At 71.6% G+C, this 25,513-nt stretch carries 23 protein-coding genes; 13 read left to right on the top strand and 10 right to left on the bottom strand.

What is annotated here, in order from left to right; genetic code table 11:
- On the bottom strand, window positions 1-1,497 hold the full coding sequence (locus ACYBSK_RS34320) for a peptide MFS transporter (RefSeq protein WP_460244417.1): 1,497 nt from the start codon (window positions 1,495-1,497) through the stop codon (window positions 1-3).
- Window positions 1,498-1,712: 215 nt separating this feature from the next.
- On the opposite strand from ACYBSK_RS34320, the gene ACYBSK_RS34315 reads away from it, so the two are divergent.
- The 4 genes from ACYBSK_RS34315 (at window position 1,713) to ACYBSK_RS34300 (ending at window position 6,155) form a co-directional block, all read left to right on the top strand.
- Window positions 1,713-2,723, top strand: coding sequence for a polyprenyl synthetase family protein (locus ACYBSK_RS34315; protein WP_457481138.1), 1,011 nt, complete (start codon window positions 1,713-1,715; stop codon window positions 2,721-2,723).
- A gap of 301 nt (window positions 2,724-3,024) precedes the next feature.
- Window positions 3,025-4,251: a LolA family protein gene (locus tag ACYBSK_RS34310; protein WP_460244416.1), complete on the top strand. Its 1,227-nt coding sequence runs from the start codon at window positions 3,025-3,027 to the stop codon at window positions 4,249-4,251.
- An 82-nt stretch (window positions 4,252-4,333) separates the two neighbouring features.
- A complete protein-coding gene (locus tag ACYBSK_RS34305; RefSeq protein ID WP_457481136.1) occupies window positions 4,334-5,278 on the top strand; it encodes an ABC transporter ATP-binding protein in 945 nt (314 codons plus the stop codon).
- The gene (locus ACYBSK_RS34300) at window positions 5,265-6,155 is read left to right on the top strand and encodes an ABC transporter permease (RefSeq protein WP_460244415.1); all 891 of its coding nucleotides are present in this window, start codon (window positions 5,265-5,267) and stop codon (window positions 6,153-6,155) included. The genes ACYBSK_RS34305 and ACYBSK_RS34300 overlap by 14 nt, the downstream gene beginning before the upstream one ends.
- 24 nt (window positions 6,156-6,179) lie before the next feature.
- Here ACYBSK_RS34300 and ACYBSK_RS34295 read toward each other — a convergent pair whose 3' ends face one another.
- The 4 genes from ACYBSK_RS34295 to ACYBSK_RS34280 all read right to left on the bottom strand — a co-directional run bounded on the left by ACYBSK_RS34295 (window position 6,180) and on the right by ACYBSK_RS34280 (window position 10,475).
- Window positions 6,180-7,781 carry an SLC5/6 family protein gene (locus ACYBSK_RS34295; protein WP_460244414.1) on the bottom strand — a complete coding sequence of 534 codons (1,602 nt, stop codon included), beginning with the start codon at window positions 7,779-7,781 and terminating at the stop codon, window positions 6,180-6,182.
- 244 nt (window positions 7,782-8,025) lie between these two features.
- Window positions 8,026-8,475, bottom strand: a complete 450-nt coding sequence (locus ACYBSK_RS34290) for a VOC family protein (protein WP_460244413.1) — start codon at window positions 8,473-8,475, stop codon at window positions 8,026-8,028.
- On the bottom strand, window positions 8,472-9,485 hold the full coding sequence (gene rarD / locus ACYBSK_RS34285; RefSeq protein WP_460244412.1) for an EamA family transporter RarD: 1,014 nt from the start codon (window positions 9,483-9,485) through the stop codon (window positions 8,472-8,474). The genes ACYBSK_RS34290 and rarD overlap by 4 nt, the downstream gene beginning before the upstream one ends.
- A 132-nt stretch (window positions 9,486-9,617) precedes the next feature.
- Window positions 9,618-10,475: an SDR family oxidoreductase gene (locus ACYBSK_RS34280; protein ID WP_460244411.1), complete on the bottom strand. Its 858-nt coding sequence runs from the start codon at window positions 10,473-10,475 to the stop codon at window positions 9,618-9,620.
- Window positions 10,476-10,611: 136 nt separating this feature from the next.
- Here ACYBSK_RS34280 and ACYBSK_RS34275 point away from each other — a divergent pair, with 136 nt between their 5' ends.
- Window positions 10,612-10,950, top strand: a complete 339-nt coding sequence (locus ACYBSK_RS34275; protein WP_457481949.1) for a winged helix-turn-helix transcriptional regulator — start codon at window positions 10,612-10,614, stop codon at window positions 10,948-10,950.
- Between the two features lie 60 nt (window positions 10,951-11,010).
- Here the strand turns inward: ACYBSK_RS34275 and ACYBSK_RS34270 are convergent, their stop codons facing one another.
- The 5 genes from ACYBSK_RS34270 to ACYBSK_RS34250 all read right to left on the bottom strand — a co-directional run bounded on the left by ACYBSK_RS34270 (window position 11,011) and on the right by ACYBSK_RS34250 (window position 18,584).
- Complete coding sequence (locus ACYBSK_RS34270; protein ID WP_460244410.1) at window positions 11,011-12,117, bottom strand: 2-oxoacid:ferredoxin oxidoreductase subunit beta; 1,107 nt, start codon at window positions 12,115-12,117, stop codon at window positions 11,011-11,013.
- Complete coding sequence (locus tag ACYBSK_RS34265; RefSeq protein ID WP_460244409.1) at window positions 12,110-14,056, bottom strand: 2-oxoacid:acceptor oxidoreductase subunit alpha; 1,947 nt, start codon at window positions 14,054-14,056, stop codon at window positions 12,110-12,112. The genes ACYBSK_RS34270 and ACYBSK_RS34265 overlap by 8 nt, the downstream gene beginning before the upstream one ends.
- 274 nt (window positions 14,057-14,330) lie before the next feature.
- Complete coding sequence (locus tag ACYBSK_RS34260; protein ID WP_457481948.1) at window positions 14,331-14,990, bottom strand: LuxR C-terminal-related transcriptional regulator; 660 nt, start codon at window positions 14,988-14,990, stop codon at window positions 14,331-14,333.
- 871 nt (window positions 14,991-15,861) lie between these two features.
- Complete coding sequence (locus tag ACYBSK_RS34255; RefSeq protein WP_457481128.1) at window positions 15,862-17,256, bottom strand: sensor histidine kinase; 1,395 nt, start codon at window positions 17,254-17,256, stop codon at window positions 15,862-15,864.
- A gap of 131 nt (window positions 17,257-17,387) precedes the next feature.
- On the bottom strand, window positions 17,388-18,584 hold the full coding sequence (locus tag ACYBSK_RS34250) for a sensor histidine kinase (RefSeq protein ID WP_460244408.1): 1,197 nt from the start codon (window positions 18,582-18,584) through the stop codon (window positions 17,388-17,390).
- A 194-nt stretch (window positions 18,585-18,778) separates the two neighbouring features.
- Between ACYBSK_RS34250 and ACYBSK_RS34245 the strand changes: the two genes are divergently transcribed.
- The 8 genes from ACYBSK_RS34245 to ACYBSK_RS34210 are packed head-to-tail and all read left to right on the top strand — an operon-like array spanning window position 18,779 to window position 25,512.
- Window positions 18,779-19,177, top strand: a complete 399-nt coding sequence (locus tag ACYBSK_RS34245) for an NADH-quinone oxidoreductase subunit A (protein WP_457481126.1) — start codon at window positions 18,779-18,781, stop codon at window positions 19,175-19,177.
- A 5-nt stretch (window positions 19,178-19,182) separates the two neighbouring features.
- Window positions 19,183-19,818 (top strand): NADH-quinone oxidoreductase subunit B, encoded by a 636-nt coding sequence (locus ACYBSK_RS34240; RefSeq protein ID WP_457481947.1) that lies wholly within the window; start codon window positions 19,183-19,185, stop codon window positions 19,816-19,818.
- On the top strand, window positions 19,815-20,852 hold the full coding sequence (locus ACYBSK_RS34235; protein WP_460244407.1) for an NADH-quinone oxidoreductase subunit C: 1,038 nt from the start codon (window positions 19,815-19,817) through the stop codon (window positions 20,850-20,852). Before ACYBSK_RS34240 ends, ACYBSK_RS34235 begins: the two co-directional genes overlap by 4 nt.
- On the top strand, window positions 20,849-21,817 hold the full coding sequence (locus ACYBSK_RS34230) for a complex I subunit 1/NuoH family protein (protein WP_457481124.1): 969 nt from the start codon (window positions 20,849-20,851) through the stop codon (window positions 21,815-21,817). Before ACYBSK_RS34235 ends, ACYBSK_RS34230 begins: the two co-directional genes overlap by 4 nt.
- Window positions 21,817-22,449 (top strand): NuoI/complex I 23 kDa subunit family protein, encoded by a 633-nt coding sequence (locus ACYBSK_RS34225; protein ID WP_457481123.1) that lies wholly within the window; start codon window positions 21,817-21,819, stop codon window positions 22,447-22,449. The genes ACYBSK_RS34230 and ACYBSK_RS34225 overlap by 1 nt, the downstream gene beginning before the upstream one ends.
- Window positions 22,446-23,099 (top strand): NADH-quinone oxidoreductase subunit J family protein, encoded by a 654-nt coding sequence (locus tag ACYBSK_RS34220; protein WP_460244406.1) that lies wholly within the window; start codon window positions 22,446-22,448, stop codon window positions 23,097-23,099. Before ACYBSK_RS34225 ends, ACYBSK_RS34220 begins: the two co-directional genes overlap by 4 nt.
- A complete protein-coding gene (gene nuoK / locus ACYBSK_RS34215; protein WP_460244405.1) occupies window positions 23,099-23,488 on the top strand; it encodes an NADH-quinone oxidoreductase subunit NuoK in 390 nt (129 codons plus the stop codon). Before ACYBSK_RS34220 ends, nuoK begins: the two co-directional genes overlap by 1 nt.
- A complete protein-coding gene (locus tag ACYBSK_RS34210) occupies window positions 23,485-25,512 on the top strand; it encodes an NADH-quinone oxidoreductase subunit 5 family protein (protein ID WP_460244404.1) in 2,028 nt (675 codons plus the stop codon). The genes nuoK and ACYBSK_RS34210 overlap by 4 nt, the downstream gene beginning before the upstream one ends.
- Window position 25,513: the final 1 nt, after the last annotated feature.

The raw sequence follows: 25,513 nt of genomic DNA, 5'->3' as shown, positions 1-25,513 counted from the left end.
TCAGTGAACAGGGTGCATGGTGCGGCGCAGCCACGGAGCCAGGGCGATCACGGCGATACCGACCGCGACCGCGATGGCGCCGTTGACGCCGAAGTACGCGGGGTTGGAGACCTGGCCGTAGAGCTTCACGACCTGGGCCTGGATCCCGTTCGCGAGTGCGAGCGAGAGGAACCACAGAGCCATGGTCTGGCTGGCGAAGGCCTGCGGGGCGAGCTTGGTCGTCGCGGACATGCCGGACGTCTCCAGGAGGATGTCGCCGAGCCCGAGCAGCAGGTACGAGCCGACGATCCACCAGGCGGCCATCTTGTACGTGCCGTCGCTGTGGCCCGAGGTGGGCAGCACCATCAGCAGGAACGACAGACCGCCCAGGATCACGCCGATCGCGATCTTGTTGGAGGCGTGCGGCTGGCGCGGGCCCATCCGCGCCCACACGGCGGCCACGACGGGCGCGAGCGCCACCTCGAAGGCGCCGAGCGCGGAGGCGTACCAGCTGGCGGGGAACTCGAAGCCGAGGATGGTCGTCTCGGCGTTCGATGCGGCCAGCAGCATCATCGTCGAGTACGCCTGGAAGAGGATGAAGTTGAAGGCGACCGAGGCGAGGAAGAGCACCAGGTAGGGCCGCAGCCGGCCGCGTTCCTCCGCCGTCACCCGGGGGCTCTTGAACATCACCACGAAGTACACGACCGGCGCGATCACCGAGATGTACGTGAGGACGTCGACGAAACGATCCATCGTGAGCCAGCCGGCCGTCGCGAGGACCACCGCGAGAGCGGCCACCACGATCGCGCCGACGATGATCATCCGCACCGCCCGGCGCATCCCCTCGGGCGGCAGCGCGTACTCGGCGGCGTCCGTGCGCCCGGCCAGGTGGCGCCGCCCGGCGACGTACTGGATCAGGCCGAGTGTCATGCCGACGGCGGCGGCCGAGAAGCCCCAGTGCCAGCCCTGGTGGTCACCGAGCCAGCCGGTGATCAGCGGGCCCGCGAAGGCGCCGATGTTGATGCCCATGTAGTAGAGCGCGAAACCGGCGTCGCGGCGCTCGTCGTCGGTCCGGTACAGCTTGCCGACCATCGAGGCGACGTTCGGCTTGAGCAGGCCCGTACCGGCCGAGATCAGGCCGAGCCCGACCCACGTCATGGTCGGCGTGGGCACCGCCATCGCGTAATGTCCGCAGGCGATGAGAATGCCGCCCCACAGGACGGCGCGGTACGAGCCGAGGATCCGGTCGGCGAGCCAGCCGCCCGCGACCGAGACGAGGTACACGAGCGTGCCGTACGCCGCCGAGACCGAGGCCGCGTTGCCGGGGTCCATGCCCATGCCGCCGTGCGCGACGGTGTCGGCGAAGTACAGGACGAGGATGGCCTGCATGCCCAGGAACGAGAACCGTTCCCAGACCTCCAGGCCGGACAGGGTGAGCAGCCCCCTCGGCTGGCCGAAAAAGGCGGTGTCGTCGCCGGGGGGCGGGGTGCTGCCCGTGTCGTTCTCTGTGCGGGACAAAGTGCGTACTCCAGGTCGTCTGTGCTGATCAAGAACATACCGGTGGTGTCCAGAACCCGCCTGGTCCGGGGTGTTCGGGCGGGCGCCACCTGTGATCGAAACGGGACCGGATACGCTGACTTGAGTGATGGCAGCGACACATCGACAAACCGTGTCATCGACCGAATGATCGACCGAGTTCGCCATGTGATCGTCAGCAGACAGGAGACCCACTCGTGACCGTCGTCGGGACTTTCGGTCTTAGCGTGCGGGACCAGGCTCTCGAAGCCGATGTCCAGGCCGGATTGACGGCTGTCGAGGAGGGACTGCTCGAGGCCACCAAGAGCGAGGTTCCCTTCATCACGGAGGCCGCCCAGCACCTGGTGCGCGCGGGCGGCAAGCGGTTCCGGCCGCTGCTCGTGACCCTCGCGGCCCAGTTCGGCGACCCGTACGCGCCGGGCATCGTGCCCTCCGCCGTCGTCGTCGAGCTCACGCACCTCGCGACGCTGTACCACGACGACGTGATGGACGAGGCGGACGTGCGGCGCGGGGTGCCGAGCGCCAATCAGCGCTGGGGCAACTCGGTGGCCGTGCTCACCGGGGACTTTCTCTTCGCGCGCGCGTCGCACATCCTCGCCGATCTCGGCCCCGACGCCGTGCGGATCCAGGCGGAGGCGTTCGAGCGGCTCGTCACCGGCCAGATCCTGGAGACGGCCGGACCGGCCGACGGGCGGGACCCGGTCGACCACTACCTGGACGTGCTCAGCGGCAAGACCGGCTCGCTGATCGCCGTGGCGTGCCGCTTCGGCGCGATGATGTCCGGGGCCGACGAGACGGTCGTGGACGTGCTGACCCAGTACGGGGAGCGGCTCGGCGTCGCCTTCCAGCTCGCCGACGACGTGCTCGACATCGCGTCCGACTCGCACGAGTCCGGGAAGACGCCCGGCACGGACCTGCGCGAGGGCATCGACACGCTGCCGGTGCTGCGGCTGCGGGAGCGGGCGGAGCGGCTCGGGCTCGCGGAGGACAAGGAGCTCGTCGAGCTCCTCGAGTCCGACCTCGGGGACGACGAGCGGCTCGCCGAGGCGGTGGCGCGGCTGCGGGTGCACCCGGCGCTGGAGGTGGCGCGACGGGACACGGTGCGGTTCGCGCAGGAGGCGCGGGCGGCGCTGGCGCCGCTGGCGGAGTGCGAGGCGAAGAGGGCGTTGGTGGAGTTGTGCGACGCCGTGGTGCACCGGGCCGGGTGACGGCTCGCGCCACGGGGCTCCGCCCCGGACCCCGCTCCTCGATCGCCGGAGGGGCTTGATGCGTGTCACCGTTCGGCGGCGTCGTCCCCTACGGGTCGGGGTGGGTGCCGTCGCTCGGCGTCATCCCGTAGGCGTACGCGGAGTTGATCCCGGGGTCTGACGCTTCCGTGTGGCCGATTTGGTCAGATTGGGTACACCACTCCAGACCAATCCGGGTGAGAATGGCGGCTCGGGGTGGACGCAGACTGGACGAGTGCACAGGACGGTTAGCCGCCGCCGATCACGGAGGTAGGGCAAGGACATGGCACCGTACGCATCCGAAGACAGCGAGAGCGGCACGCGCCGCAAGGCCGTGCGCTACGCGGTCCCCGTCGCCGTGGTGGGGGTGGCCGCGGCGACCATCGGGCTCGTTCCGGCGCTCGCCAGCGCGGGCGACCCGGACCTGCCGGACATCACGGCGCGTCAGCTCATCGAGAAGATCGCCAAGTCGGACACCGAGCAGCTCTCCGGCACCGTGAAGATCACGACGGACCTGGGCCTGCCCTCCCTCGGCGGCGCCGCGGGCGGCGGACTCATGGGCGGCGGCGAGCGCGGCGAGGACGGCGGCTCGTCGGCCGACCCGCAGTCGAAGCTGACCGAGCTGGCGACCGGCTCGCACACGCTGCGCGTCGCGGCGGACGGCGCGGACAAGCAGAAGCTGTCCATCCTCGACGACGCGTCCGAGTACAGCGTGATCCACAACGGCGACGACGTGTGGGCCTACGACAGCAAGTCCGACGAGGCGTACCACGCGCAGCGCGACCAGGACGCCGGTGACTCCGGCGACGCCGCGAAGAAGACCCCCGAGGGCGTCCCCACCACGCCCAAGGAGCTCACGGACGAGATCCTCAAGGCGGGCGGCGACACCACGTCGTTCACCGTCGACGGCACCTCGCAGGTCGCGGGCCGGGACGCCTACCGGCTCCAGATCAAGCCGAAGCAGGCCGGTTCGACGGTCGGCGCGGTCACCGTGTCCGTGGACGCCGAGACCGGTACGCCGCTGAAGTTCTCGCTGACCCCGGCGGGCGGCGGCGCGGCCGTGGTCGACGCGGGCTTCACCAAGGTCGACTTCTCGAAGCCGGCGGCCTCCACCTTCGAGTTCAAGCCGTCGAAGGGGACGAAGGTCACCGAGGCGGACGAGCTGAAGAAGGCGCAGAAGAACGAGCGCGGGGAGGCCCCCGACGAGCTCAAGGCCGGCGGTCTCGACGACCTGAACGTCATCGGCGAGGGCTGGACCTCGGTCGCCGAGCTGGAGCTGCCGAAGGAGGCCGGTGGCCTCGCCTCCGGCGCCGCGGGCAAGGGCTCGGACGGGCTGCCGCCGGACGCGCGGAAGTTCCTGGACTCCCTGGGCGACCAGGTGAAGGGCGAGTTCGGCTCCGGCACCGTCTACTCGACCCGCCTCGTGAACGTCCTGGTCACCGAGGACGGCAAGGCCTACGCGGGCGCGGTCACCAAGGACACGCTCGTCAAGGCGGCGAACGCGGGCTGACCCGGGGCCCGGGGCAACAATGGGATGAGGGGGCGGTGTCCACCGCCCCCTCATCTCGTATGTGCACAGGCATGGGAGGGGCATGGAGGAGCAGCCGGTCATCGAGACGCGGGAGCTCAGCAAGCGGTACCGGGGCGGGCAGTTGGCCGTCGACGGGCTCAGTCTGAGCGTCCCGCGCGGCGCCGTCTTCGGCTTCCTCGGGCCGAACGGCTCGGGCAAGACCACCACCATCCGGATGCTGATGGGCCTGATCGAGCCGACGTCCGGGTCCGCCCGCGTCCTCGGCCACCCGATGCCCCGCGCGGCGCGGACCGTGCTGCCGCAGGTGGGCGCGCTGATCGAGGGGCCCGCCCTGTACGGCTTCCTCAGCGGCCGGGAGAACCTGCTGCGCTACGACTCCGCCGACCCGACCGCCGACCCGCGCACCCGCAAGGAGCGGGTCGGGCAGGCGCTCGACCGGGTGGGGCTCACGTCGGCGGCGGGCAAGAAGGCGAAGGCGTACTCGCTCGGCATGAAGCAGCGGCTCGGGCTCGCCGCCGCCCTGCTCACTCCGCGCCGTCTGCTCGTCCTCGACGAGCCGACGAACGGCCTCGACCCGCAGGGCATGCGCGAGATCCGGGGCCTGGTAAGGGAGTTGGCCTCCGACGGCACCACCGTCTTCCTCTCCTCGCACCTGCTCGACGAGATCGAGCAGGTCTGCACGCACGCCGCGGTGATGGCGAAGGGCCGCCTGCTGATCCAGGGGCCGGTCGGCGAACTCTCCGCGGGCGTCCGGGGGAAGCTCACCGTCACCACCCCGGACCCGGCCGACGCCGCCCGCGTCCTCAAGGAGCACGGCCTGACCGTCCTCGACACCACGGACGAGCTCGTCACGGCCGAACCGCCGCCTCCGGAGACGGACTTGGCGGATCTGAACACGGCACTGGTCGTCGCGCGCGTACGCGTACGCGGCTTCGGCGTCGAGCGGGCCTCGCTGGAGGACGCGTTCGTCGCGCTCACGGGAGAGGGGTTCGATGTCGCGGGTTGAGACGCTCCGGGCGCCGCGGGCACAGGAGCGGCCGAACGCCCTGTGGACGCTCGGCCTGCTGCGCAGCGAGCTGACCATGACCCTGCGCCGCTGGCGCACCCTCGCGCTGCTCGCGGTGCTGGCCGGGGTGCCGGTCCTCATCGGGGTGGCCGTCAGGATCGAGACGAGCGGGGACGCGGCGGGCGGCGGCGGGCCGGAGGGCGGTGGGCCCGCGTTCATCGCGCAGATCACCAACAACGGCCTGTTCCTGGTGTTCACGGCGCTCGCCGCGACGCTGCCGTTCTTCCTGCCCATGGCGGTCGGGGTCGTCGCGGGCGACGCCGTCGCGGGCGAGGCGAACTCCGGGACGCTGCGCTATCTACTCGTCGCGCCCGCGGGCCGGACCCGCCTGCTGCTCACGAAGTACGCGACGGTGCTGGCCTTCTGCCTGGTGGCGACGTTGGTGGTCGCGGTCTCCGCGCTCGTCACGGGCGCGCTGCTGTTCCCGCTCGGCGACGTGGTCACCATCTCCGGCACCCGGATCGGGTTCGGCGAGGGGCTGTGGCGGGCGTTGTTGATAGCGCTGGTGGTCGCGGCGTCCCTGATCGGCATCGCGGCGCTGGGCCTGTTCGTGTCGACGCTGACCGGCAGCGGGATCGCGGCGATGGCGACGACGGTGGGCCTGCTCATCACCGTCCAGATCCTCGACCAGATCCCGCAGCTGCACGCGATCCAGCCGTACCTGTTCTCGCACGAGTGGCTGTCCTTCGCCGACCTGATGCGCGAGCCGCTGTACTGGGACGACGTGGTCGAGAACCTTCGGTTGCAGGCGCTGTACGCGGCCGTGTTCGGCTCGGCGGCGTGGGCGCGGTTCACGGCGAAGGACATCACGGCGTGAACCGCGCCCCACGGGGGACGCCGGTCAGCTGGTCCTGAGCGGGTACGGGGCCTCGGCCTCGGCCGGAGCCGGTCGCTGCGGCACGCGGTCGCCGCGGCGGGGCCGGGCGAGCAGGAAGCCGACGGGGGCGCTCACCAGGACCGAGGAGTAGAACGGCCAGAAGCTCCAGTCCAGGTTGGGGAAGACCGCGTACGGATTTCCCGAGACCGAGGGCGAGAAGAAGGTGGCGACCAGGATCGCCGCCGTGCTCCCGTAGACGCAGCGCTTCATGGCAGCCGCGGACATGGGGCGGTCGCTGCGCAGCGAGTGGATCACGAGCGGGAGGACCGACGAGGTCGTCACCGTGTAGGACAGGACCAGCCAGAACATCGGGCTGACGTCGGGAGTGAGGGCGGCGAGCAGAATGCTCACCCCGCCGACGACGCTCATGGTCAGGCGGGCGCGGCCCGCGCTGATGCTCTTCGTGCCGTCGGCCTTCAGCCCCTGCGGCTTGGCCGTCGGGCCGCCGGCGCCGAGGTCGCGGACGACGGAGGCGGCCGTGGACAGCAGGAGGACGGAGGCGGCCGCGAGGACCGTCAGGAAGGTGGTGCAGAGCCCGAACAGCAGCCACTTGCCGAGCCCGTCGTCGCCGTCCAGGGCGATGGCGAGGCGGGTGATGATGTTGCCGCCGAACTGGCCCTGCGCCACCAGGTCCTTCTGGGGCACGAGGGCCGCCGCGCCGAAGCCGATGAGGGCCGCCATGGCGCACAGCGGGGCGATGACGGCGAAGCCGACGCCCGCGACGCGGCGTGCGGCGGCCGGGTGCGGGGCGTCGGTGAAGCGCGCGATGAGGTACGGCATGAAGGCCGCGCCCGTCAGGACGCAGGAGCAGAACGCGGCGAGGTCGATGAATCCGATGGGGCCGTTGCCGAAGAGCTGGCCCATCTCCAGAAAGCCGGCCGAGCCGGTCCGGTGCTGGTCGGCGGCGTGGACGATCGCGCCGAAGTCGCCGCCGAACCTGATCACGACCAGGAGGCCGAGGATCGGGGCGATGAGCATCAGCCCGCCGATCTTGACGAGTTGCAGCACGGTCGCGCCCCGAGTGGCGCCGATCGCCGCGCAGGCGACGATCAGGGCGCCCATCAGCACGATGAGGATCTGCCGGGTCGCGAGGTCGTCGATGCCGACCATCCGGGCCGTGTCGCCGATGGGCTGCAACTGGGCGGTGATCAGCGGCACCGTCGCGGTGAGCAGGGCGAAGCCGGCGGCGCGGCGGCCGGGCCCCGGGGGCAGATGACGGGTGACGGTCTCGCCGAACGACCGTCCGCCGATGCCCGCGAGGCGCTTGGCCAGCCACTGCCGCATCAGCAGCGGTGACAGTGCCGCGCACGTGGCGACGGCCACCCCGTCCCCGCCGGCCACGGCCACGACCCCGACGAGGAACATGACCGCGGCGGCGTTCGCGATGTCACCGGCGTAGGCGAGCCCGATCAGGCGGGCCCCGAGCCGGTTGCGCTCGCTGACGCGGAAGAACTCGTCGCCGACGCGGAGGTCGGGGCTGGCCCACATCGACAGGAACAGGCAGGCGCCGATGAAGAGCAGGAACAGCAGCAGGGAGGCGGTGAGCCCGCCGTTGAAGTCCCCCATCAGGCACCGCCTCCGTGGTCCGGGCGCGGGGCGGTGCAGGCGCCCGGGAGGCGTCCGTAGGTCAAGGCTCCTCCAGGAGCAGAACGAGTGACAAAGGCGCGGGCGGGACGCGACTTCGGCATCGACCGCCCGGACGGTCGAACACACGTTACCGACGGTTAGGAGGGGTGCCCCGTGGTGAACAGAGGGGATTCCGCGAAGAGTTGGTGACCGTCGGCCCGGTCGGGCCGACGGTGCGAACGGGTCATTGCACGCAGAACTCGTTGCCCTCGGGGTCGGCCATGACGGTCCACTCGCCGCCCTGCGCCTTGACCTCGTCCAGGACGCGCGCGCCGAGGCCGGTGAGCCGCTCGGTCTCGGCCGCCCGCCGGCCCGGCTCGGCGTGCACGTCGATGTGCAGCCGGTTCTTGCCGCTCTTGGCCTCGGGCACCCGCTGGAACAGGATGCGGCGGCCGAGCCCCGTGCCGGTGTCGGCGTCCACCGTGTCGTCGGGGTGGCGCACGGCGACGAGGTCGCGGAAGGCCCGCCGCCCCCATCGCGTCACGGTGTCCGCCTCGCTCAGGGCGCCGAACCCGAGGAGCCGTTCGATCAGTGCGGCGTTGTCCTCGATCTCGTAGCCGAGGGCGGTGGCCCAGAACTCGGCCTGCGCGTGCGGATCGGCGGCGTCGACGACGAGCTTCCAGTGCAGAGTCATGCCTCAGTTATAGGCCGAACGTCGTCCTTGTAAGGGGAAGTTGGGGCATTGCGTGCCGCCTGCGCGGCCGCTTCGGCCAGCCGGGCCCGGTTGAGCCGCGCGGTGCGCAGCGCGTCCCAGGTCAGCACGGCCAGCGCCAGCCACACCAGCGCGAACCCGGCCCAGCGCTCGGCCGGCATCGCCTCGTGGAAGTACCAGATCCCCAGGACGAACTGGAACACCGGCGCCAGGTACTGGAGCAGCCCCAGCGTCGACAGCGGCACGCGGATCGCCGCCGCCCCGAAGCACACGAGCGGGATCGCGGTGATCAGACCGGCCGAGGCGAGCAGTGCGGCGTGCCCGACGCCCTCCGTCCCGAACGTCGACCGGCCCTGCGTCCCCAGCCACACCAGGTAGCCGAGCGCGGGCAGGAACTGCACGGCGGTCTCGGCGGCGAGCGACTCCAGGCCGCCGAGGTTGACCTTCTTCTTCACGAGCCCGTACGTGCCGAAGGAGAACGCCAGCACCAGCGAGATCCACGGCGGCTGCCCGTACCCGACGGCCAGGACGAGGACGGCGGCGAATCCGGTGCCGACGGCCGCCCACTGCGCGGGCCGCAGCCGCTCCTTCAGGAGCAGCACGCCGAGCGCGATCGAGACCAGCGGGTTGATGAAGTAGCCGAGCGAGGCCTCGACGACGTGGCCGGAGTTCACCGACCAGATGTAGACGCCCCAGTTGACCGTGATGACGGCGGCGGCGACGGTGACGAGCCCCAGCCGCTTCGGCTGCCGGACCAGCTCCTTGGCCCAGCCCCACTTCCGTACGAAGAGCAGCGCGAGGCCCACGACGGCCAGCGACCACACCATGCGGTGGGCGAGGATCTCCCCGGACCCGGCGGGCTTCAGCACGGGCCAGAACAGGGGGACCAGGCCCCACATGCCGTAGGCCGCGAACCCGTTGAGCAGGCCGATGCGGCCCTCGTTCTTCCCTTGTCCCCGCAGCCCCGGTTCCGCTCCGGCCCCGTCCCGCATGACCCCTCCTCATGACACCCGGCAGCCCGGCGGCGGCCCCCACGAAGGTAGCGCCGCCGGGGGCCGTCCGTCATGTACGTATCGGCATACGGTCCTGACGCATCCGCCGGTGTCCGCCGGAGGAGACAGGTCCTAGCGCAGGGCCGCGGCGATGGCGTCGGCGATCGGGGTGGTGGGGCGGCCGATGAGCCGTGCCAGGTCCCCGTCGCCGCGCGCGAGCAGGCCCTGTTCGATCGCGGTGTCCACGCCCACGAGGATGTCGGCGAACGGGGCGGGCAGTCCGGCGCCGAGCAGGATCTCCCGGTTCTGCTCGGGCGCGACCGGGCGGTAGACGATCTCCTTGCCGGTCTGCCGGGCGATCTCGGCGGCGTACTCGGCGAGCGACCAGGCGACGTCGCCGCTCAGCTCGTACGCCGTGTTCTCGTGGCCCTCGCCGGTCAGTACGGCGACGGCGGCCGCGGCGTAGTCGGCGCGCGAGGCGGAGGCGATCCGGCCGTCGCCCGCGTTCGCCACGACGGCGCCGTGCTCCAGGACGGGGGCCAGGTTCTCCGTGTAGTTCTCGTGGTACCAGCCGTTGCGCAGGAACGTGTACGGCAGGCCGGAGTCGAGGATCGCCCGCTCGGTCGCCTTGTGCTCGGCGGCGAGCTCGAAGTCCGCGTCCGGGCCGCCCAGCACGCCGGTGTACGCGAGCAGGGCGACGCCCGCGGCCTTCGCGGCGTCGATCACGGCCTGATGCTGCGGGACGCGCTGTCCGACCTCGCTGCCGGAGACCAGCAGCACGCGGTCGCCCGCGCGGAAGGCGTCCGCGAGCGTCTCGGGCGCGCTGTAGTCGGCGACGCGCACCTCGACGCCGCGCTCGGCCAGGTCGGCGGCCTTGTCCTTGTTCCGCACGACCGCGGCGATCTCCGGGGCGGGGACGCCCGCGTCGAGCAGGCCGGTGACGACGAGGCGGCCGAGGTGGCCGGTGGCGCCGGTGACTACGTAGCTCATGTCTGAAATCTCCCTGATGAGGCGGTTCACCCTCCACGGTAGGGGAGCAGCTAAACATTCGTAAGTACCCACTTTGAAGTAAGGTACTGGTGTGACGGTAAGCAGGGTGAAGCAGTGGACGCAGACCGGCGCGGAGATGTGTCCCCAGCGCCTCGTGCTGGAGCACGTCACGAGCCGCTGGGGCGTGCTCGTACTGCTCGCGCTGGAGGAGCGCCCGTACCGGTTCAGCGAGCTGCGCCGGGAGCTCGGCGGGGTCAGCGAGAAGATGCTCGCGCAGACGCTGCGGACCCTGGAGCGCGACGGAGTGGTGCACCGCGACGCCCAGCCCGTGATCCCGCCCCGCGTCGACTACTCGCTCACCGGCCTCGGCCGCGAGGCCGCCGCGCAGGTGCGCGCGCTCGCGGACTGGACGGACCGGCGGCTGCCCGAGGTGACGGCGGCGCGCCAGGCGTACGACGAGGTCAAGGACGCGTGAAACGCGCGAGGTCCGGGCGCGCAACGCCGCGCCCGGACCTCGTCGCTCACGTGCGGGCGCTCAGCCCACGACCGTCCAGGTGTCGCCCCCGGCCAGCAGCGCGCCGAGGTCGCCCTTGCCGTCCCGCTCGATCGCGGCGTCGAGCTGGTCGCTCATCTGCACGTCGTACACGGGGCGCTCGACGTCGCGCAGGACACCGATCGGCGTGTGGTGCAGCGTGTCCGGGTCGGCGAGCCGGGAGAGCGCGAACGCCGTGGTCGGGGACGCCGCGTGGGCGTCGTGGACCAGGATGTCCGCCTGGTTGTCCGCCGTGACCGGCACGACCGCGAGGTCGCCGGTGACCGGGTCGCGCACGACGCCCTTCGCGCCCTCGGGGCCGAAGGTGATCGGCTGCCCGTGTTCGAGCCGGATCACCGCCTCCTCGGCCTGCTGCTTGTCCTTGAGGACCTCGAAGGCGCCGTCGTTGAAGATGTTGCAGTTCTGGTAGATCTCGACGAGCGCCGTGCCCCGGTGATCGGCCGCCGCGCGCAGCACCGAGGTGAGGTGCTTGCGGTCGGAGTCGACGGTGCGCGCCACGAACGACGCCTCCGCGCCGATCGCGAGCGACACCGGGTTGAAGGGCGCGTCGAGCGAACCCATCGGCGTCGACTTGGTGATCTTCCCGACCTCGGAGGTCGGGCTGTACTGGCCCTTGGTGAGCCCGTAGATCCGGTTGTTGAACAGCAGGATCTTCAGGTTCACATTGCGGCGCAGCGCGTGGATGAGGTGGTTGCCGCCGATCGACAGCGCGTCGCCGTCACCGGTCACGACCCAGACGCTCAAGTCCCGCCGGGAGGAGGCGAGTCCGGTCGCGATGGCCGGGGCGCGGCCGTGGATGGAGTGCATCCCGTACGTGTTCATGTAGTACGGGAAGCGGGACGAGCAGCCGATTCCGGAGACGAAGACGATGTTCTCCTTCGCCAGGCCGAGCTCGGGCATGAAGCCCTGCACGGCGGCGAGGATCGCGTAGTCGCCGCAGCCGGGGCACCAGCGCACTTCCTGATCGGACTTGAAGTCCTTCATGGACTGCTTGGCCTCGGCCTTGGGGACCAGGGACAGAAGCGTCTCCGCGCCGTCCCCCGTCTCCCCGGCGGTCTCCTCGGTCTCCCTGGTCTGCGTGTCAGCCATCGATGGCCTCCTTGAGAGCGGTGGCGAGCTGCTCAGCCTTGAACGGCATGCCGTTGACCTGGTTGTAGCTGTGGGCGTCCACCAGGTACTTCGCCCGTACGAGTGTGGCGAGCTGACCGAGGTTCATCTCGGGGATCACCACCTTGTCGTAACGCTTCAGGACCGTGCCCAGATTCCTCGGGAACGGGTTGAGATGGCGCAGATGGGCCTGCGCGATGTGCTCGCCCGCGCCCCGCAGCCGGCGGACCGCTGCGGTGATCGGGCCGTACGTCGAACCCCAGCCGAGGACCAGCGTGCGGGCCTCGCCGGTGGGGTCGTCGACCTTGATGTCGGGCACGTCGATGCCGTCGATCTTCGCCTGCCGGGTGCGGACCATGAAGTCGTGATTGGCCGGGTCGTACGAGATGTTGCCCGTGCCGTCCTGCTTCTCGATGCCGCCGATCCGGTGCTCAAGCCCCGGCGTGCCGGGGACCGCCCAGGGGCGGGCGAGGGTCTGGGGATCGCGCTTGTACGGCCAGAAGACCTCGGTGCCGTCCGCCTCGGTGTGGTTCGGGCCGGAGGCGAACTGCACGCGCAGGTCCGGGAGTTCGTCGACCTCGGGGATGCGCCACGGCTCGCTGCCGTTGGCCAGGTAGCCGTCCGACAGCAGCATGACCGGGGTGCGGTAGGTGACCGCGATCCGGGCGGCTTCGAGCGCCGCGTCGAAGCAGTCGGCGGGCGTCCTGGGCGCGACGACCGGGACCGGGGCCTCGCCGTTGCGCCCGTACATCGCCTGGAGCAGGTCGGCCTGTTCGGTCTTGGTCGGCAGGCCGGTGGAGGGGCCGCCGCGCTGGATGTCGATGACGAGCAGCGGCAGTTCGAGGCTCACGGCGAGGCCGATGGTCTCGGACTTGAGCGCGACACCGGGGCCGGACGTGGTCGTGACGGCGAGCGAGCCGCCGAAGGCCGCTCCGAGGGCGGCGCCGATCCCGGCGATCTCGTCCTCCGCCTGGAAGGTCCGCACGCCGAAGTTCTTGTGCTTGCTCAGCTCGTGCAGGATGTCACTCGCGGGAGTGATCGGGTACGAGCCCAGGTACAGCGGCAGATCCGCCTGCCGCGAGGCGGCGATCAGCCCGTACGACAGGGCCAGGTTCCCCGAGATGTTGCGGTAGGTGCCGGTGGGGAAGGCGGTGGCGGCGGGGGCGACCTCGTAGGAGACCGCGAAGTCCTCCGTCGTCTCCCCGAAGTTCCAGCCGGCGTGGAACGCGGCCAGGTTCGCCTTCATGATCTCGGGCTTGCGGGCGAACTTCTGCTTCAGGAACCGCTCGGTGCCCTCGGTGGGCCGGTGGTACATCCAGCTGAGCAGCCCCAGCGCGAACATGTTCTTGGAGCGCCCCGCGTCCTTGCGCGAGAGGTCGAACTCCTTCAGCGCCTCGACGGTGAGCGTGGTCAGCGGCACGGGGTGCACGTGATACCCGTCGAGCGAACCGTCCTCCAGGGGACTGGTGTCGTAACCGACCTTCTGCATCGCCCGTTTGGTGAACTCGTCCGTGTTGACGATGACTTCGGCGCCGCGCGGCACGTCCCCGATGTTCGCCTTCAGCGCGGCCGGGTTCATCGCCACCAGCACGTTCGGGGCGTCGCCCGGCGTGAGGATGTCGTGGTCGGCGAAGTGCAGCTGAAAGGACGAGACACCCGGCAGGGTCCCCGCGGGGGCGCGGATCTCGGCCGGGAAGTTCGGCAGCGTGGACAGATCGTTGCCGAACGACGCGGTCTCCGAGGTGAAGCGGTCCCCCGTGAGCTGCATGCCGTCACCGGAGTCACCCGCGAACCGGATGATCACCCGGTCCACGCGCCGTACGTCCTTGCTCGATGCGCCTGCCGCTGCGCGCTGCTCGCCGACCACAGCGTTGTCGGTCTCGTCGGCCTGCTCGGTGGTGCTACTGACCTGGCTGGTCACTGAACTGGACCTCCCTCGAGGCGGCTGTGCGGGCACGGCCGTCCCACCGGCCCACCCACAGCCCACCCTACGTCTGTAAGGGTCGCCTTCCTGAGGCAATCCGTATGGCGGACCAGGAAATGAGACGGCAAGTCGCCCCGTTTTGTTACGGAAGACGCGCTCGATCGGTCGTCGGTTTCGGGCGTTTCGGACTCCGACCGGTGCGGATGCCGGTGCGGTGGCCGGGGGTGGTCGGTGTCGTCCGGCAGGTGCTATCTGACAGGGTGTCAGGTAATCAGGAGTTCAGGTAGGTGAGAACCGCCAGTACACGGCGGTGATCCCCGTCACTCGGGGACAGGCCCAGCTTCAGGAAGATGTTGCTCACGTGCTTCTCGACGGCGCCGTCGCTCACCACGAGCTGCCGCGCGATCGCCGAGTTCGTACGTCCCTCCGCCATCAGGCCGAGCACCTCGCGCTCGCGCGGCGTGAGATTGGCCAGCACGTCCTGCTTGCGGCTGCGGCCCAGCAGCTGCGCCACCACCTCGGGGTCGAGGGCCGTGCCGCCCTCGGCCACGCGGACCACCGCGTCCACGAACTCCCGGACCTCGGCGACCCGGTCCTTCAACAGGTAGCCGACGCCGCGGCTCGAACCCGCGAGCAGTTCAGTGGCGTACTGCTCCTCCACGTACTGCGACAGCACGAGTACCCCGAGGTCCGGGAACCTCGCCCGCAGGCGCACCGCCGCGCGCACGCCCTCGTCGGTGTGCGTGGGGGGCATCCGGACGTCGGCGACCACCACGTCCGGCAGTTGTGCCTGCTCTCCGAGCTCCGTGATGGTCTTGACCAGTGCCTCGCCGTCGCCGACGCCCGCGACGACCTCGTGTCCGCGGTCGGTGAGCAGCCGGGTCAGGCCCTCCCTGAGCAGCACTGAATCCTCGGCGATGACCACCCGCACCTTGTCCTCCACGTTCCTCGGCCCCCCACCGCAGAGGCGTCCCGGCACGGTGCGCGCCAGAAACGATCGCCGCTGCTGCCCTTCAGCATTCCAGGGTTGGGGGGCGGACGGGGAGGTTACGCGGCGCCCCTCGCGGCGCGGCCGAGCGGGCACGGTGACGGCCCCTCACCGGGGCGTTGGTGTGACGGCCTGCCGTCCCTACGTCGCGGGGCTCTGCTGCGCCGCCGCCGGGGAGGCTTGAGGTGGCGGCTTCCCGCCGGGGCGTTGGTGTGACGGCCCCCCCGTCCTTACGTCGCGGGGCTCTGCCCCGGGCCCCGCTGCTCAATCGCCGCAGGGGCTTGATGGGCCATCCGCCGCCGAGGCTTGGTGGGCCATCCGCCGCCGAGGCTTGAGGTGGCCGATCCGTCGCCGGGGCTTGATGGGCCCATCCGCCGCAGAGGCTTGATGGGCCCATCCGTCGCCGGGGCTCGATTGGGCCCGCGCATCGCCGGGGTCCGATTGGGCCCACCCGTCGCCGGGGTTCGATTGGGCCCGCGCACGCCGGGGCTCGATGCGGCTCGCCTGCCCCGCCTCGGGTGATCAGCCGCCAGCACGGTTCCCGCCCCCGCAGGGCTACCGCATCCCGCCTTGGGCAATCTGCCGCCTGGGGCGGCAGGGTGGGCAAGGCGGCCCCCGGTGCCGCGCAATGGTGGGGACGGGGTTCGGCAACGGGTGGGTCGGCGAGGTGTGGTGCGGCGCATTGGGGAGATGGGGGCCGGTCACGGATGGGACGGCGGCCCCCCCCCCGGCGCCGCGCGCGTCTGGGTGACGGGCCCCCGCCACGGGTGGGACCCCGGTGCCGCGCAACCGGGAGACGGGACCCCGCCGCGGGCTACGACCGACGCCACGGCAGCTCCGCCGTTACCCGCGTCGGCCCACCCGTCGGAGACTCCACCACCAGGATCCCGTCGACCGCGTCGAGACGCCCCGCGAGCCCCGCCAACCCCGACCCGCCGGAGGCCACCGCTCCGCCGCCCCCGTTGTCGTACACCTGCACCATCAACCGGTCCCGCGACCGCCACACGTCGACCTCGGCCCGGGTCGCCCCACTGTGCTCGCTCACGTTCCGCAGGAGCTCGGTCACGGTGAAGTAGGCGATCCCCTCGATGGCCGGCGCCGGCCGCTGCTCCAGGTCGACCTCCACCCGCACCGGCACCGCGCACCGTGACGCCACCGCCGACAACGCCGCGTCGAGCCCCCGGTCGGTCAGCACCGCCGGGTGGATCCCGCGCGCCAGGTCCCGCAGCTCCTGAAGCGCCGTCTTCACCTCACCGTGCGCCTCGCCCACCATGCGCGCCGCCGTCGCCGGGTCCTCGCTCAGCTTCTCCTTGGCCACACCGAGATCCATGGCCAGCCCGACCAGCCGCGCCTGCGCGCCGTCGTGCAGATCCCGCTCTATGCGCCGCAGGTCCGCCGCCGCCGTGTCGGCCACGACGCCCCGGTCGGACTCCAGTTCCACCACGCGCGACGCCAGCCGCGACGGGCCGAGCAGCCCGACCACCATCAGCCGGTCCACCGTCGTCAGCGCCCGTATCACCCACGGCGTCGCCAGCGTGACGAGCAGCCCGGCCCCCGCCGTCACCGCGATCTCGAACGGGTTGTCGAGGTACACGGCGTGCGTGGCGTCCCCGTACAGCTGGATGCCGTCCTGCCCCGCGTACATGGGGAGCACCCACCGCCACAACGGGTACGTGAGCATCGACCAGCCGGTCGCCCAGAACGTCAGCCCCACGGAGAACCCGAACACCGCCCACGGCATGTGCAGCACCCCGAACAGCAGATGCCGCCACGAGACCCCGCTCTTGAGCGTCGCCCCGATCCACCCCATCGGCCCGCCCGACCGCGGCCGCAGCGGCTCCGGCGTACCGACCTCCACCCCGAGCAGCCCCCGCGCCCGCACCCGCTCCAGCGCCCCGAGCCCACGCGCCCCGGCCAGCGCCCCCGCGAGCACCGGAACCCCGATGAACGTGATCAGCAGGCCCACCCCGAGCGAGGTCATCGTCACGGCCCACACGAAGCCGATGATGCTGAGCGGCAGGCTGAGCAGCAGATATCCGAACTCCCGCCACGTCCGCCCCTCGATCGGCGCCCGCAGCCCGGCCGGCAGCCGGTCCAGTCCGCGCGGCGGCCGCGAACCGCCACCGCGACGCTCCTCTTCGTAGGAGGACGAGTACGAGTACGCGTACGTGTCACGGTCCTCGCCGTATCCGTACTGGTGCGTGGCCATCGGTGTCCGTCCGTTCTGCTCGGGTCTGCCGGGGAGCCGTCGTTGCGCTGTCTCGGGCTCTGCTTCAAGCCTCCTCGCGGTCGTGTCCCGCGACCATGCGGCCGGTCGGCGTCTTCGACCGGGGGTTTTCCCTACCTCTGCCGTGTCGGCCCGGTCCGGTCGCGCCACGGAAGCTCCGCCGTGACCGTGGTCGGGCCGCCCTCCGGGGAGATCACGACGAACAGGCCGTCCACCGCGCTCAGCCGGTCTGCGAGGCCCGCCATACCGGTGCCCTTGTGGACGCTCGCGCCGCCCCGCCCGTCGTCGTACACCTGGATGAGCAGCCGGTCCCGCGAGCGCCACACGTCCACCGACGCCGACCGCGCGCCACTGTGCTTGCTCACGTTCTGGAGCAGCTCGGAGACCGTGAAGTACGCGATGCCCTCGATCGCCTCGGCGGGCCGGGCCGGCAGCTCGGCCGTCACCTTCACCGGCACCGTGCAGCGCGAGGCCACCGACGACAGGGCCGCGTCGAGTCCGCGGTCGGTGAGGACCGCCGGGTGGATGCCGCGCGCCAGGTCCCGCAGTTCCTGAAGCGCCAGCTTGACCTCGCCGTGCGCCTCGTCGACCATCGCCGCCACGACGTCGTCGGCCTGGCCCTCCAGGAGCTTCTCCTTCGCGAGACCCAGCCCCATGGCCAGATTGACCAGCCGCGCCTGCGCCCCGTCGTGCAGATCCCGCTCGATGCGCCGCAGGTCCGCTGCGGCCGTGTCGACGACCTGCCCCCGGTCCGACTCCAGCTCCGCGATCCGCCGCTCCAGCTCGTCGGACGGCGAGAGCAGCGCCCGCACCATCGCCCGGTCCGCGTTGCCGAGCCCGCGCGCGATGAACGGCAGCACCGGCCACAGCACGAAGAGCCCGACCAGCGTGATCGTGAACGTCAGGATGGCCCACGGCAACCGGATCACCTCGTACAGCACCGTGCGCCAGCCCACCGGGTCCTTCAGCCCGGTCCACAGCCAGCCGAAGAAGCCGCCCGAGCGTTTCAGCGGCAACGGGCTCGGCTCCTCGATGCGCACCCCGAGCAGCGCCCGCGCCCGCCCGCGCTCCGCCTTGCCGAGCAGCCGCGCGCCCCGGAGGCCGCCCGCGATCAGCGGCAGGCCGATCACCGTGACCGTGAGGCCCGCGCCGAGCGCCACCATCGTGACGGCGTACACGAATCCGAGGACGGCCAGCGGAAAGCTGCTCAGGAGATACGCGATCTCCTTCCACGTGGCGCTGTCGTACCCCAACCGCGGCGGGGGCAGCACCGGGTGGTCGTCGTCAAAGGTGGCGTGTGGCTCGGTCATAGCCGAAAGAGTGCCCTGGTGCGGGGCGGGGCGCCATGAGGACGACCGCCAAGTCGAGCGGGGGATAACCCCACCTCGATCCACATCCCACCCGAGCCCCTCGGCCCCGGGCTGCTTACCGTCCCTTTAACAGGGCCTAGACTCCCGTGCGTACAGATCGTCGAACACAACGAAGACACGAGGGGCGCAGGTACGTGACGGGATCGGACGTGACCGTCATCGCGGCGGACTACTTCCAGTCGTACTCGGTGGTCGGACTGCTCGCCGTCGTCGGCGTGCTCTTCGTCGCCGTCGCCTTCAGCGCGGGAAAACTGCTGCGCCCGGTGGTCCCCACCAGGGAGAAGTTCCTGACGTACGAGTGCGGCGTGGACCCGGTCGGCGACGGCTGGGCGCACACCCAAGTCCGCTACTACGTGTACGCCTTCCTCTACGTGATCTTCGCGGTCGACTCGATCTTCCTCTTCCCCTGGGCCACGGTCTTCGCCGCGCCGGGCTACGGCGCGACGACCCTCGTCGAGATGTTCGTCTTCCTCGGCTTCCTCGCCGTGGGCCTGCTGTACGCATACAAGAAGGGCGTCCTTACGTGGGCGTGAGTGACGTGGACGTGAGCGCTGTGACCCCCGCGGAGCAGGAGCCGACGCCGGAGCCGGTGTTCCTGCCCGAACCGAAGAAGCTGGGCGTGCTCTCGCGGCTCGCCCCCGAGCCGATGAAGGTGGTCCTCAACTGGGGCCGCCGCTACAGCCTGTGGGTCTTCAACTTCGGTCTCGCCTGCTGCGCCATCGAGTTCATCGCCGCCTCCATGGCGCGCCACGACTTCATCCGGCTCGGCGTCATCCCGTTCGCGCCGGGGCCGCGCCAGGCCGACCTGATGGTCGTGTCCGGCACGGTGACCGACAAGATGGCCCCGGCGGTCAAGCGGCTGTACGAGCAGATGCCCGAGCCCAAGTACGTCATCTCGTTCGGCGCCTGTTCCAACTGCGGCGGCCCGTACTGGGATTCGTACTCCGTGACCAAGGGCGTCGACCAGATCATTCCGGTCGACGTGTACGTGCCCGGGTGCCCGCCCCGTCCCGAGGCGCTGCTCCAGGGCATCCTCAAGCTCCAGGAGAAGATCGCCCGCGAGTCGCTCGGCGAGCGGTACGCGTCCGCCGACGCGGCGGCCGGCCGGCCCTCCACGGCGGCGCTGAGCAGCGGCCTCGTCCAGCCGCCCGCGCCTTCCGGGGGTGAGCGATGAGCTGGCTGCCCGCCCCCGTCGACGAGCTGTTCGGCGCCGAGGCCACGGTCGAGGAGGCGTACGACCTGCTGACCGTCGACGTCCCGGCCGCCGAGTGGATCACCGCGCTCACGACGGCCCGTACGACGCTGGAGTGCACGTACTTCGACTGGCTGAGCGCGGTCGACGAACCGGAGTCCGGCTTCCGCGTGTGCGCGCACGTCGCCGCCGTCGCCCCCGGGTCCGTACGCCGGCTGCTGCTGCGCACGACCGTTCCGCACGCCACGCCCGTGCTCGCGTCGGCGGTCGACGTGTACGCGGGCGCGGCCTGGCACGAGCGCGAGACGCACGAGATGTTCGGCGTCGACTTCACCGACCACCCGGGCCTCGACCCGCTCCTCCTGCCCGACGGCTTCGAGGGCCACCCGCTGCGCAAGGACTTCGTGCTCGCGGCGCGCGTCGCGAAGGCGTGGCCGGGCGCGAAGGAGCCGGGTGAGCCCGAGCACGGTGGCCCCAAGCGCCGTCAGATGCTGCCGCCGGGCGTCCCCGACCCGAACGAATGGGGCCCGCAGAAGGGTCAGTTGCCGCCTGCTCCGGCACGGCCCGCGCGGGGCGCGCGCGCCGCGGGCGCCGGTGCGGCGGGTGCCGCGGGGGAGCGGCCCGCGCGGCGCACCCGGTCCGTGAGCCAGGGCTCGGCCAGTCAGGCCGCCGCGCCGGCGGGCGAATCCCCGCAGGCCCCGGACGCGGCGCCGCGTCCGGTACGGCGCTCCCGCAGCGCCTCCCAGGGCTCCGCCTCGCAACGCGCGACACCCACCGAGCCCACCGAGCCCCAGGCCCCGGCTCCGGCCGCGGAACCTCGTTCGAGCGACGCCCCCTGGCACCACGCCAAGCCGGCCTTCGACGAGGAACCGAAGAAGCCGGAAGCCGCTCCGGCGGCCACTCCTGACGACGCTCCGAAGGCCGCTCCTGACGCCGCTCCGGAAGCCACCCCGGACGCCGCTTCGGACGCCGCTTCGGACGAGAACCCGACAGACACCAACGGAGGCAACGAGTGAACGACGCCCTCGACGTCGCCCTGCGCCTCGTCGTCGTCTTCGTCGCCTTCCTGGTGCTGCCCCTGGTCGTCGGCCAGACCGAGCACAAGGTCATGGCCCACATGCAGGGCCGCCTCGGCCCCATGTACGCGGGCGGTTTCCACGGCTGGGCCCAACTGGTCGCCGACGGCGTCAAGTTCGCGCAGAAGGAGGACGTGGTCCCGGCCGACGCCGACCGCCGCGTCTTCCAACTCGCCCCCGCGGTCGCCCTCCTCCCGTACCTCCTCGTGCTGCTCGCCATCCCCGTCGGTCCCGGCGACGGCGCGGTCGGCGCCGTCATCGACGCGGGCATCTTCTTCGTCCTCGCGGTCATGGGCGTCGGCGTGCTCGGCTCGCTGATGGCGGGCTGGGCGAGCGCCAACAAGTTCTCCCTCCTGGGCGGCCTGCGCACCGCCGCCCAACTCCTGGCGTACGAACTCCCGATGCTGCTCGCGGCGGCCTCCGTGGCCATGGCCGCGGGAACGGTCTCCCTGACCGGCATCCTCGACGCCTTCGAGTGGTGGTGGCTGCCCTGGCAGATCGTGGGCGCGCTCGTCTTCTTCGTGGCGGGCCTCGCCGAACTCCAGCGCCCTCCCTTCGACATGCCGGTCGCCGACTCCGAGATCATCTTCGGCGCGTACACCGAGTACACGGGCCTGCGCTTCGCCCTTTTCCTGCTCGCCGAGTACGCGGGCATCGTGGTGCTCTGCGGTCTGACCACGGTGCTGTTCCTCGGCGGCTGGCACGGCCCCTGGGGCGCCGACGGCCTGGGCTGGGTGTGGACCCTGCTCAAGACGGCGGTGCTCGCCTTCGTCGTGATCTGGCTCCGCGTCACGTACCCCCGACTGCGCGAGGACCAGCTCCAGAAGCTCGCCTGGACCACCCTCGTGCCCCTCGCCCTCGCGCAGATCGCGCTCACCGGAATCGTGAAGGTGGCGATCAACTGATGCCTCCGATCCCTGGCAGCGGCCTGGCCAAGGGCCTCGCCGTCACCCTCCGCACCATGACGCGCAAGACCGTCACCGAGCAGTACCCCGACGCCCAGCCCGAACTCCCGCCCCGCACGCGCGGCGTGATCGGCCTGTTCGAGGAGAACTGCACGGTCTGCATGCTGTGCGCCCGCGAGTGCCCCGACTGGTGCATCTACATCGACTCCCACAAGGAGACGGTGCCGCCCGCCGCGCCCGGCGGCCGCGAGCGCAGCCGCAACGTCCTCGACCGTTTCGCCATCGACTTCTCCCTCTGCATGTACTGCGGTATCTGCATCGAGGTGTGTCCTTTCGACGCGCTGTTCTGGTCCCCGGAGTTCGAGTACGCCGAGACCGACATCCGCGAGCTCACCCACGAACGCGACAAGCTCCGCGAGTGGATGTGGACCGTCCCGTCCCCACCCGCCCTCGACCCCGCCGCCGAGGACCCCAAGGAGCTCACGGCGGCCCGCAAAACCGCGGACAAGCTGGCGGCGGCCCAAGAGGCGGCTGCCCAGGAAGCAGCAGCCCAGGAGGCAGCGGCCCAGGAGGCGGCTGCCCAGGATCCGGCAGCCGGGTCCGCCGAGCCCGGAGAGGAGCCCACCGCATGACCCTCTCCGCAACGGCCGCCGCCACCGCGGCGGCCGACGGCCCCGGGTTCCTCTCCCCGTCGGGCGTCGAGATCGCCTTCGTCCTCGTGGGCCTCGTGACCTTCGCCGCGGCGATCGTCACCGTCACCACGAAGCAACTGGTGCACGCCGCCCTGTGGCTGGTCGTCGCCCTCGGCGGGCTCGCCGTCGAGTACCTCCTGCTCACCGCCGAGTTCATCGCCTGGGTGCAGGTCCTCATCTACGTCGGTTCCGTCGTCGTCCTCCTCCTGTTCGGTCTGATGCTGACCCGCGCGCCCATCGGCCGCTCCCCGGACGCGGACAGCCCGAACCGCTGGGCCGCGCTGACCGTGGCCGTCGCCTCCGCCGCCGCCCTGGTCTGGGTCGTCGTCGACGCCTTCCGCACCACCTGGATCGACCTCGACGGCGCGCCCCAGGGCACCACGGACGTGACCGGCTCGATCCTCTTCAAGCACTGGGTCCTGCCGTTCGAGGCGCTCTCGGTGCTGCTCCTCGCCGCGCTGGTCGGCGCGATCGTCCTGTCCCGCAAGAAGAACGCCGACGCCGCCCCGGCGGCCGACGCGCCCGGCGCGCCCGCGACCCCGAGCGCACCCGCGGCCCCCGGCGCATCCGAAGGTGAGGCAACCCGCTGATGCACCTCGCCTACCCCGCCGTCCTCTCCTCCCTCCTCTTCTGCACGGGCCTGTACGGCGTACTGGCCCGCCGCAACGCGATCCTGGTCCTGATGTCGGTCGAGCTGATGCTCAACGCCGTCAACCTGAACCTCGTCGCCTTCGACGTCTGGCTGCGCGACACCCTCCACGCCGGCCAGGCCCTGACCCTGTTCACCATCGCCATCGCCGCCGCCGAGATCGGTATCGGCCTGGCGATCGTCCTGGCCGTCTACCGGGGCCGCGGCACGTCGGACATCGACAAGCTCCGTGACTCCGCCGAGCCCCAGGACCCGGACGAAGACCCGCACGACCCGTCCGAGGCCCCGGCGACCGCCACCCCGGACGAGAAGGCCGAGGCCACCGCGTGACCACGACGAACCTCGCCGTCCTCGTCCCCCTCCTGCCGTTCCTCGGCGCCGTCGCCGGCCTGCTCCTCGGCCGCACGGCCCCCGGCTTCGTCCGCCCGCTGGCCGTCCTGCCGACGCTGGCCGCGCTGGCCCTCGCCGCCGTCGTCGCGCTCGACCAGGGCGGCGGCACGGGCAACGGCACAGCCGCCCTCGACGCGCACACCCAGCTCGCCCCGACCGGCTCCGTGCCGATCGAACTCGCCCTGCACATCGACGGCTTCGCCGCCCTCGTCGCCGTCCTCGTCGGCCTGGTCGCGACCTGCGTGCAGATCTACTCGACGGGCTATCTGCGCGACGACCCGCGCTACCCCTCGTACGCCGCGCTCGTCTCGCTCTTCACCTCCGCGATGCTCCTGGTCGTCTACTCGGGCGACCTGATGGTCCTGCTGGTCGGCTGGGAAATCATGGGCATCTGCTCGTACTTCCTCGTCGGCCACTACTGGGAGACCCCCGAGGCGCGGGCCGCCTCCCTCAAGGCGTTCCTGGTCACGAAGCTCGGCGACGTCCCCTTCCTCATCGGCCTGTTCGCGCTCGCCGTCGACACGGGCTCGTTCCGCATCACGACGATCCTGGGCAAGGTCACGAGCGAGGGCGGCCTCGACCACCCGACCCTGATCGCCCTGCTGCTCCTCGCCGGTGTGGCGGGCAAGTCCGCGCAGTTCCCGCTGCACACCTGGCTGCCCGACGCGATGGCGGGCCCCACGCCCGTCTCCGCGCTGATCCACGCCGCGACGATGGTCGCCGCCGGTGTCTACTTCGTCGCCCGCCTCCTCCCGGTCTTCGCCGCCTCGCAGGCGGCGCTGATCGTGCTCGCGGTCATGGCCGCCGTGACGATGCTCGGCTCGGCCCTGGCCGCGCTCGCCCAGGACGACATCAAGCGCGTCCTCGCGTACTCGACCGTCGGCCAGCTCGGCTACATGACCGGCGCGCTCGCCGTCGGCAGCCGCGACGCCGCCGTCTTCCACCTCCTCTCGCACGGCGCCTTCAAGGCGCTGCTGTTCCTCGCGGCGGGCGTGGTCATCCACGCCGCCGGTACCAACTCGCTGGCCGCGATGTCCCGCATGAGGGGCCTGCGCGACCGGGTGCCCGACGCCTTCTGGACGATGACCGTGGCGCTGCTCGCGCTCGCCGCGATCCCGCCCTTCAGCGGCTTCTTCTCCAAGGAGGCCGTCCTCGGCGCCGCCGAGCACACCGCCACCGGCCACGGGAACGGCGCCCTGGGCGCGCCGATCGCGTCCGGCTGGATCGTCCTCGTCGCGGGCCTGGTCACGGCCCTGCTCACCGCCGCCTACGCGACCCGCCTGTGGCTCCTCGCCTTCAACGGCCGCGGCAGCGAGGCCCCCGACCACGGCAAGCAGCCGGTCGCGATGAACGTCGTCCTGTGGGTCCTGGCGATCCCCTCCCTCGCCTTCGGTCTGCTCACGGGCGTGCTGCCCGACTGGTTCGACGGCGTCTCCCTCACGCCGACGCTGACCACCTCCGTCCTCGGCACCGGCTTCGCGCTGGTCGGCGGCCTGGTCACCTACGCGGCCTGGCGCCACACCACCGCGATGGCGGCCCGCCGCACCCCGATCGGCGCCGTCGCGGTCGACACCGAGTCCGGTGACCCGGGCCTGGTCGAGGCCGAGGCCATCGCGACGCACACCCCCGCGTACGGCGACATCGCGAGCGCCCCCGACCCGTCCGACCCGGGCCGACTCCTGCTCGGCCCGCTCCACCGGCACGCGGCCGTCGGCTTCCACCTCGACGCCGCATACACGACGCTCTTCGTCCGCCCGGTGCAAGCCGGCGCCGCACTGGTCCGCTTCCTCGACCGCGCCGTCGTGGACACCTACGTGCGCGGAGCGGCCGAAGCCCCCAAGGCGCTGGGCTGGGCCGTGCGCAGGGCCCAGACCGGCAACGTGCAGACCTACCTCAGCGCACTGCTCGCAGGCACCGTCGTCCTGGTGGTCGCCGTCGTCCTCGTCGCCACCGCCGGAGCGTGAG

The sequence above is a fragment of the Streptomyces sp. BYX5S genome (genome assembly GCF_054724165.1).
Note: the sequence above shows the minus strand (reverse complement) of the source record. Positions and strands in the feature narration are given on the sequence as shown.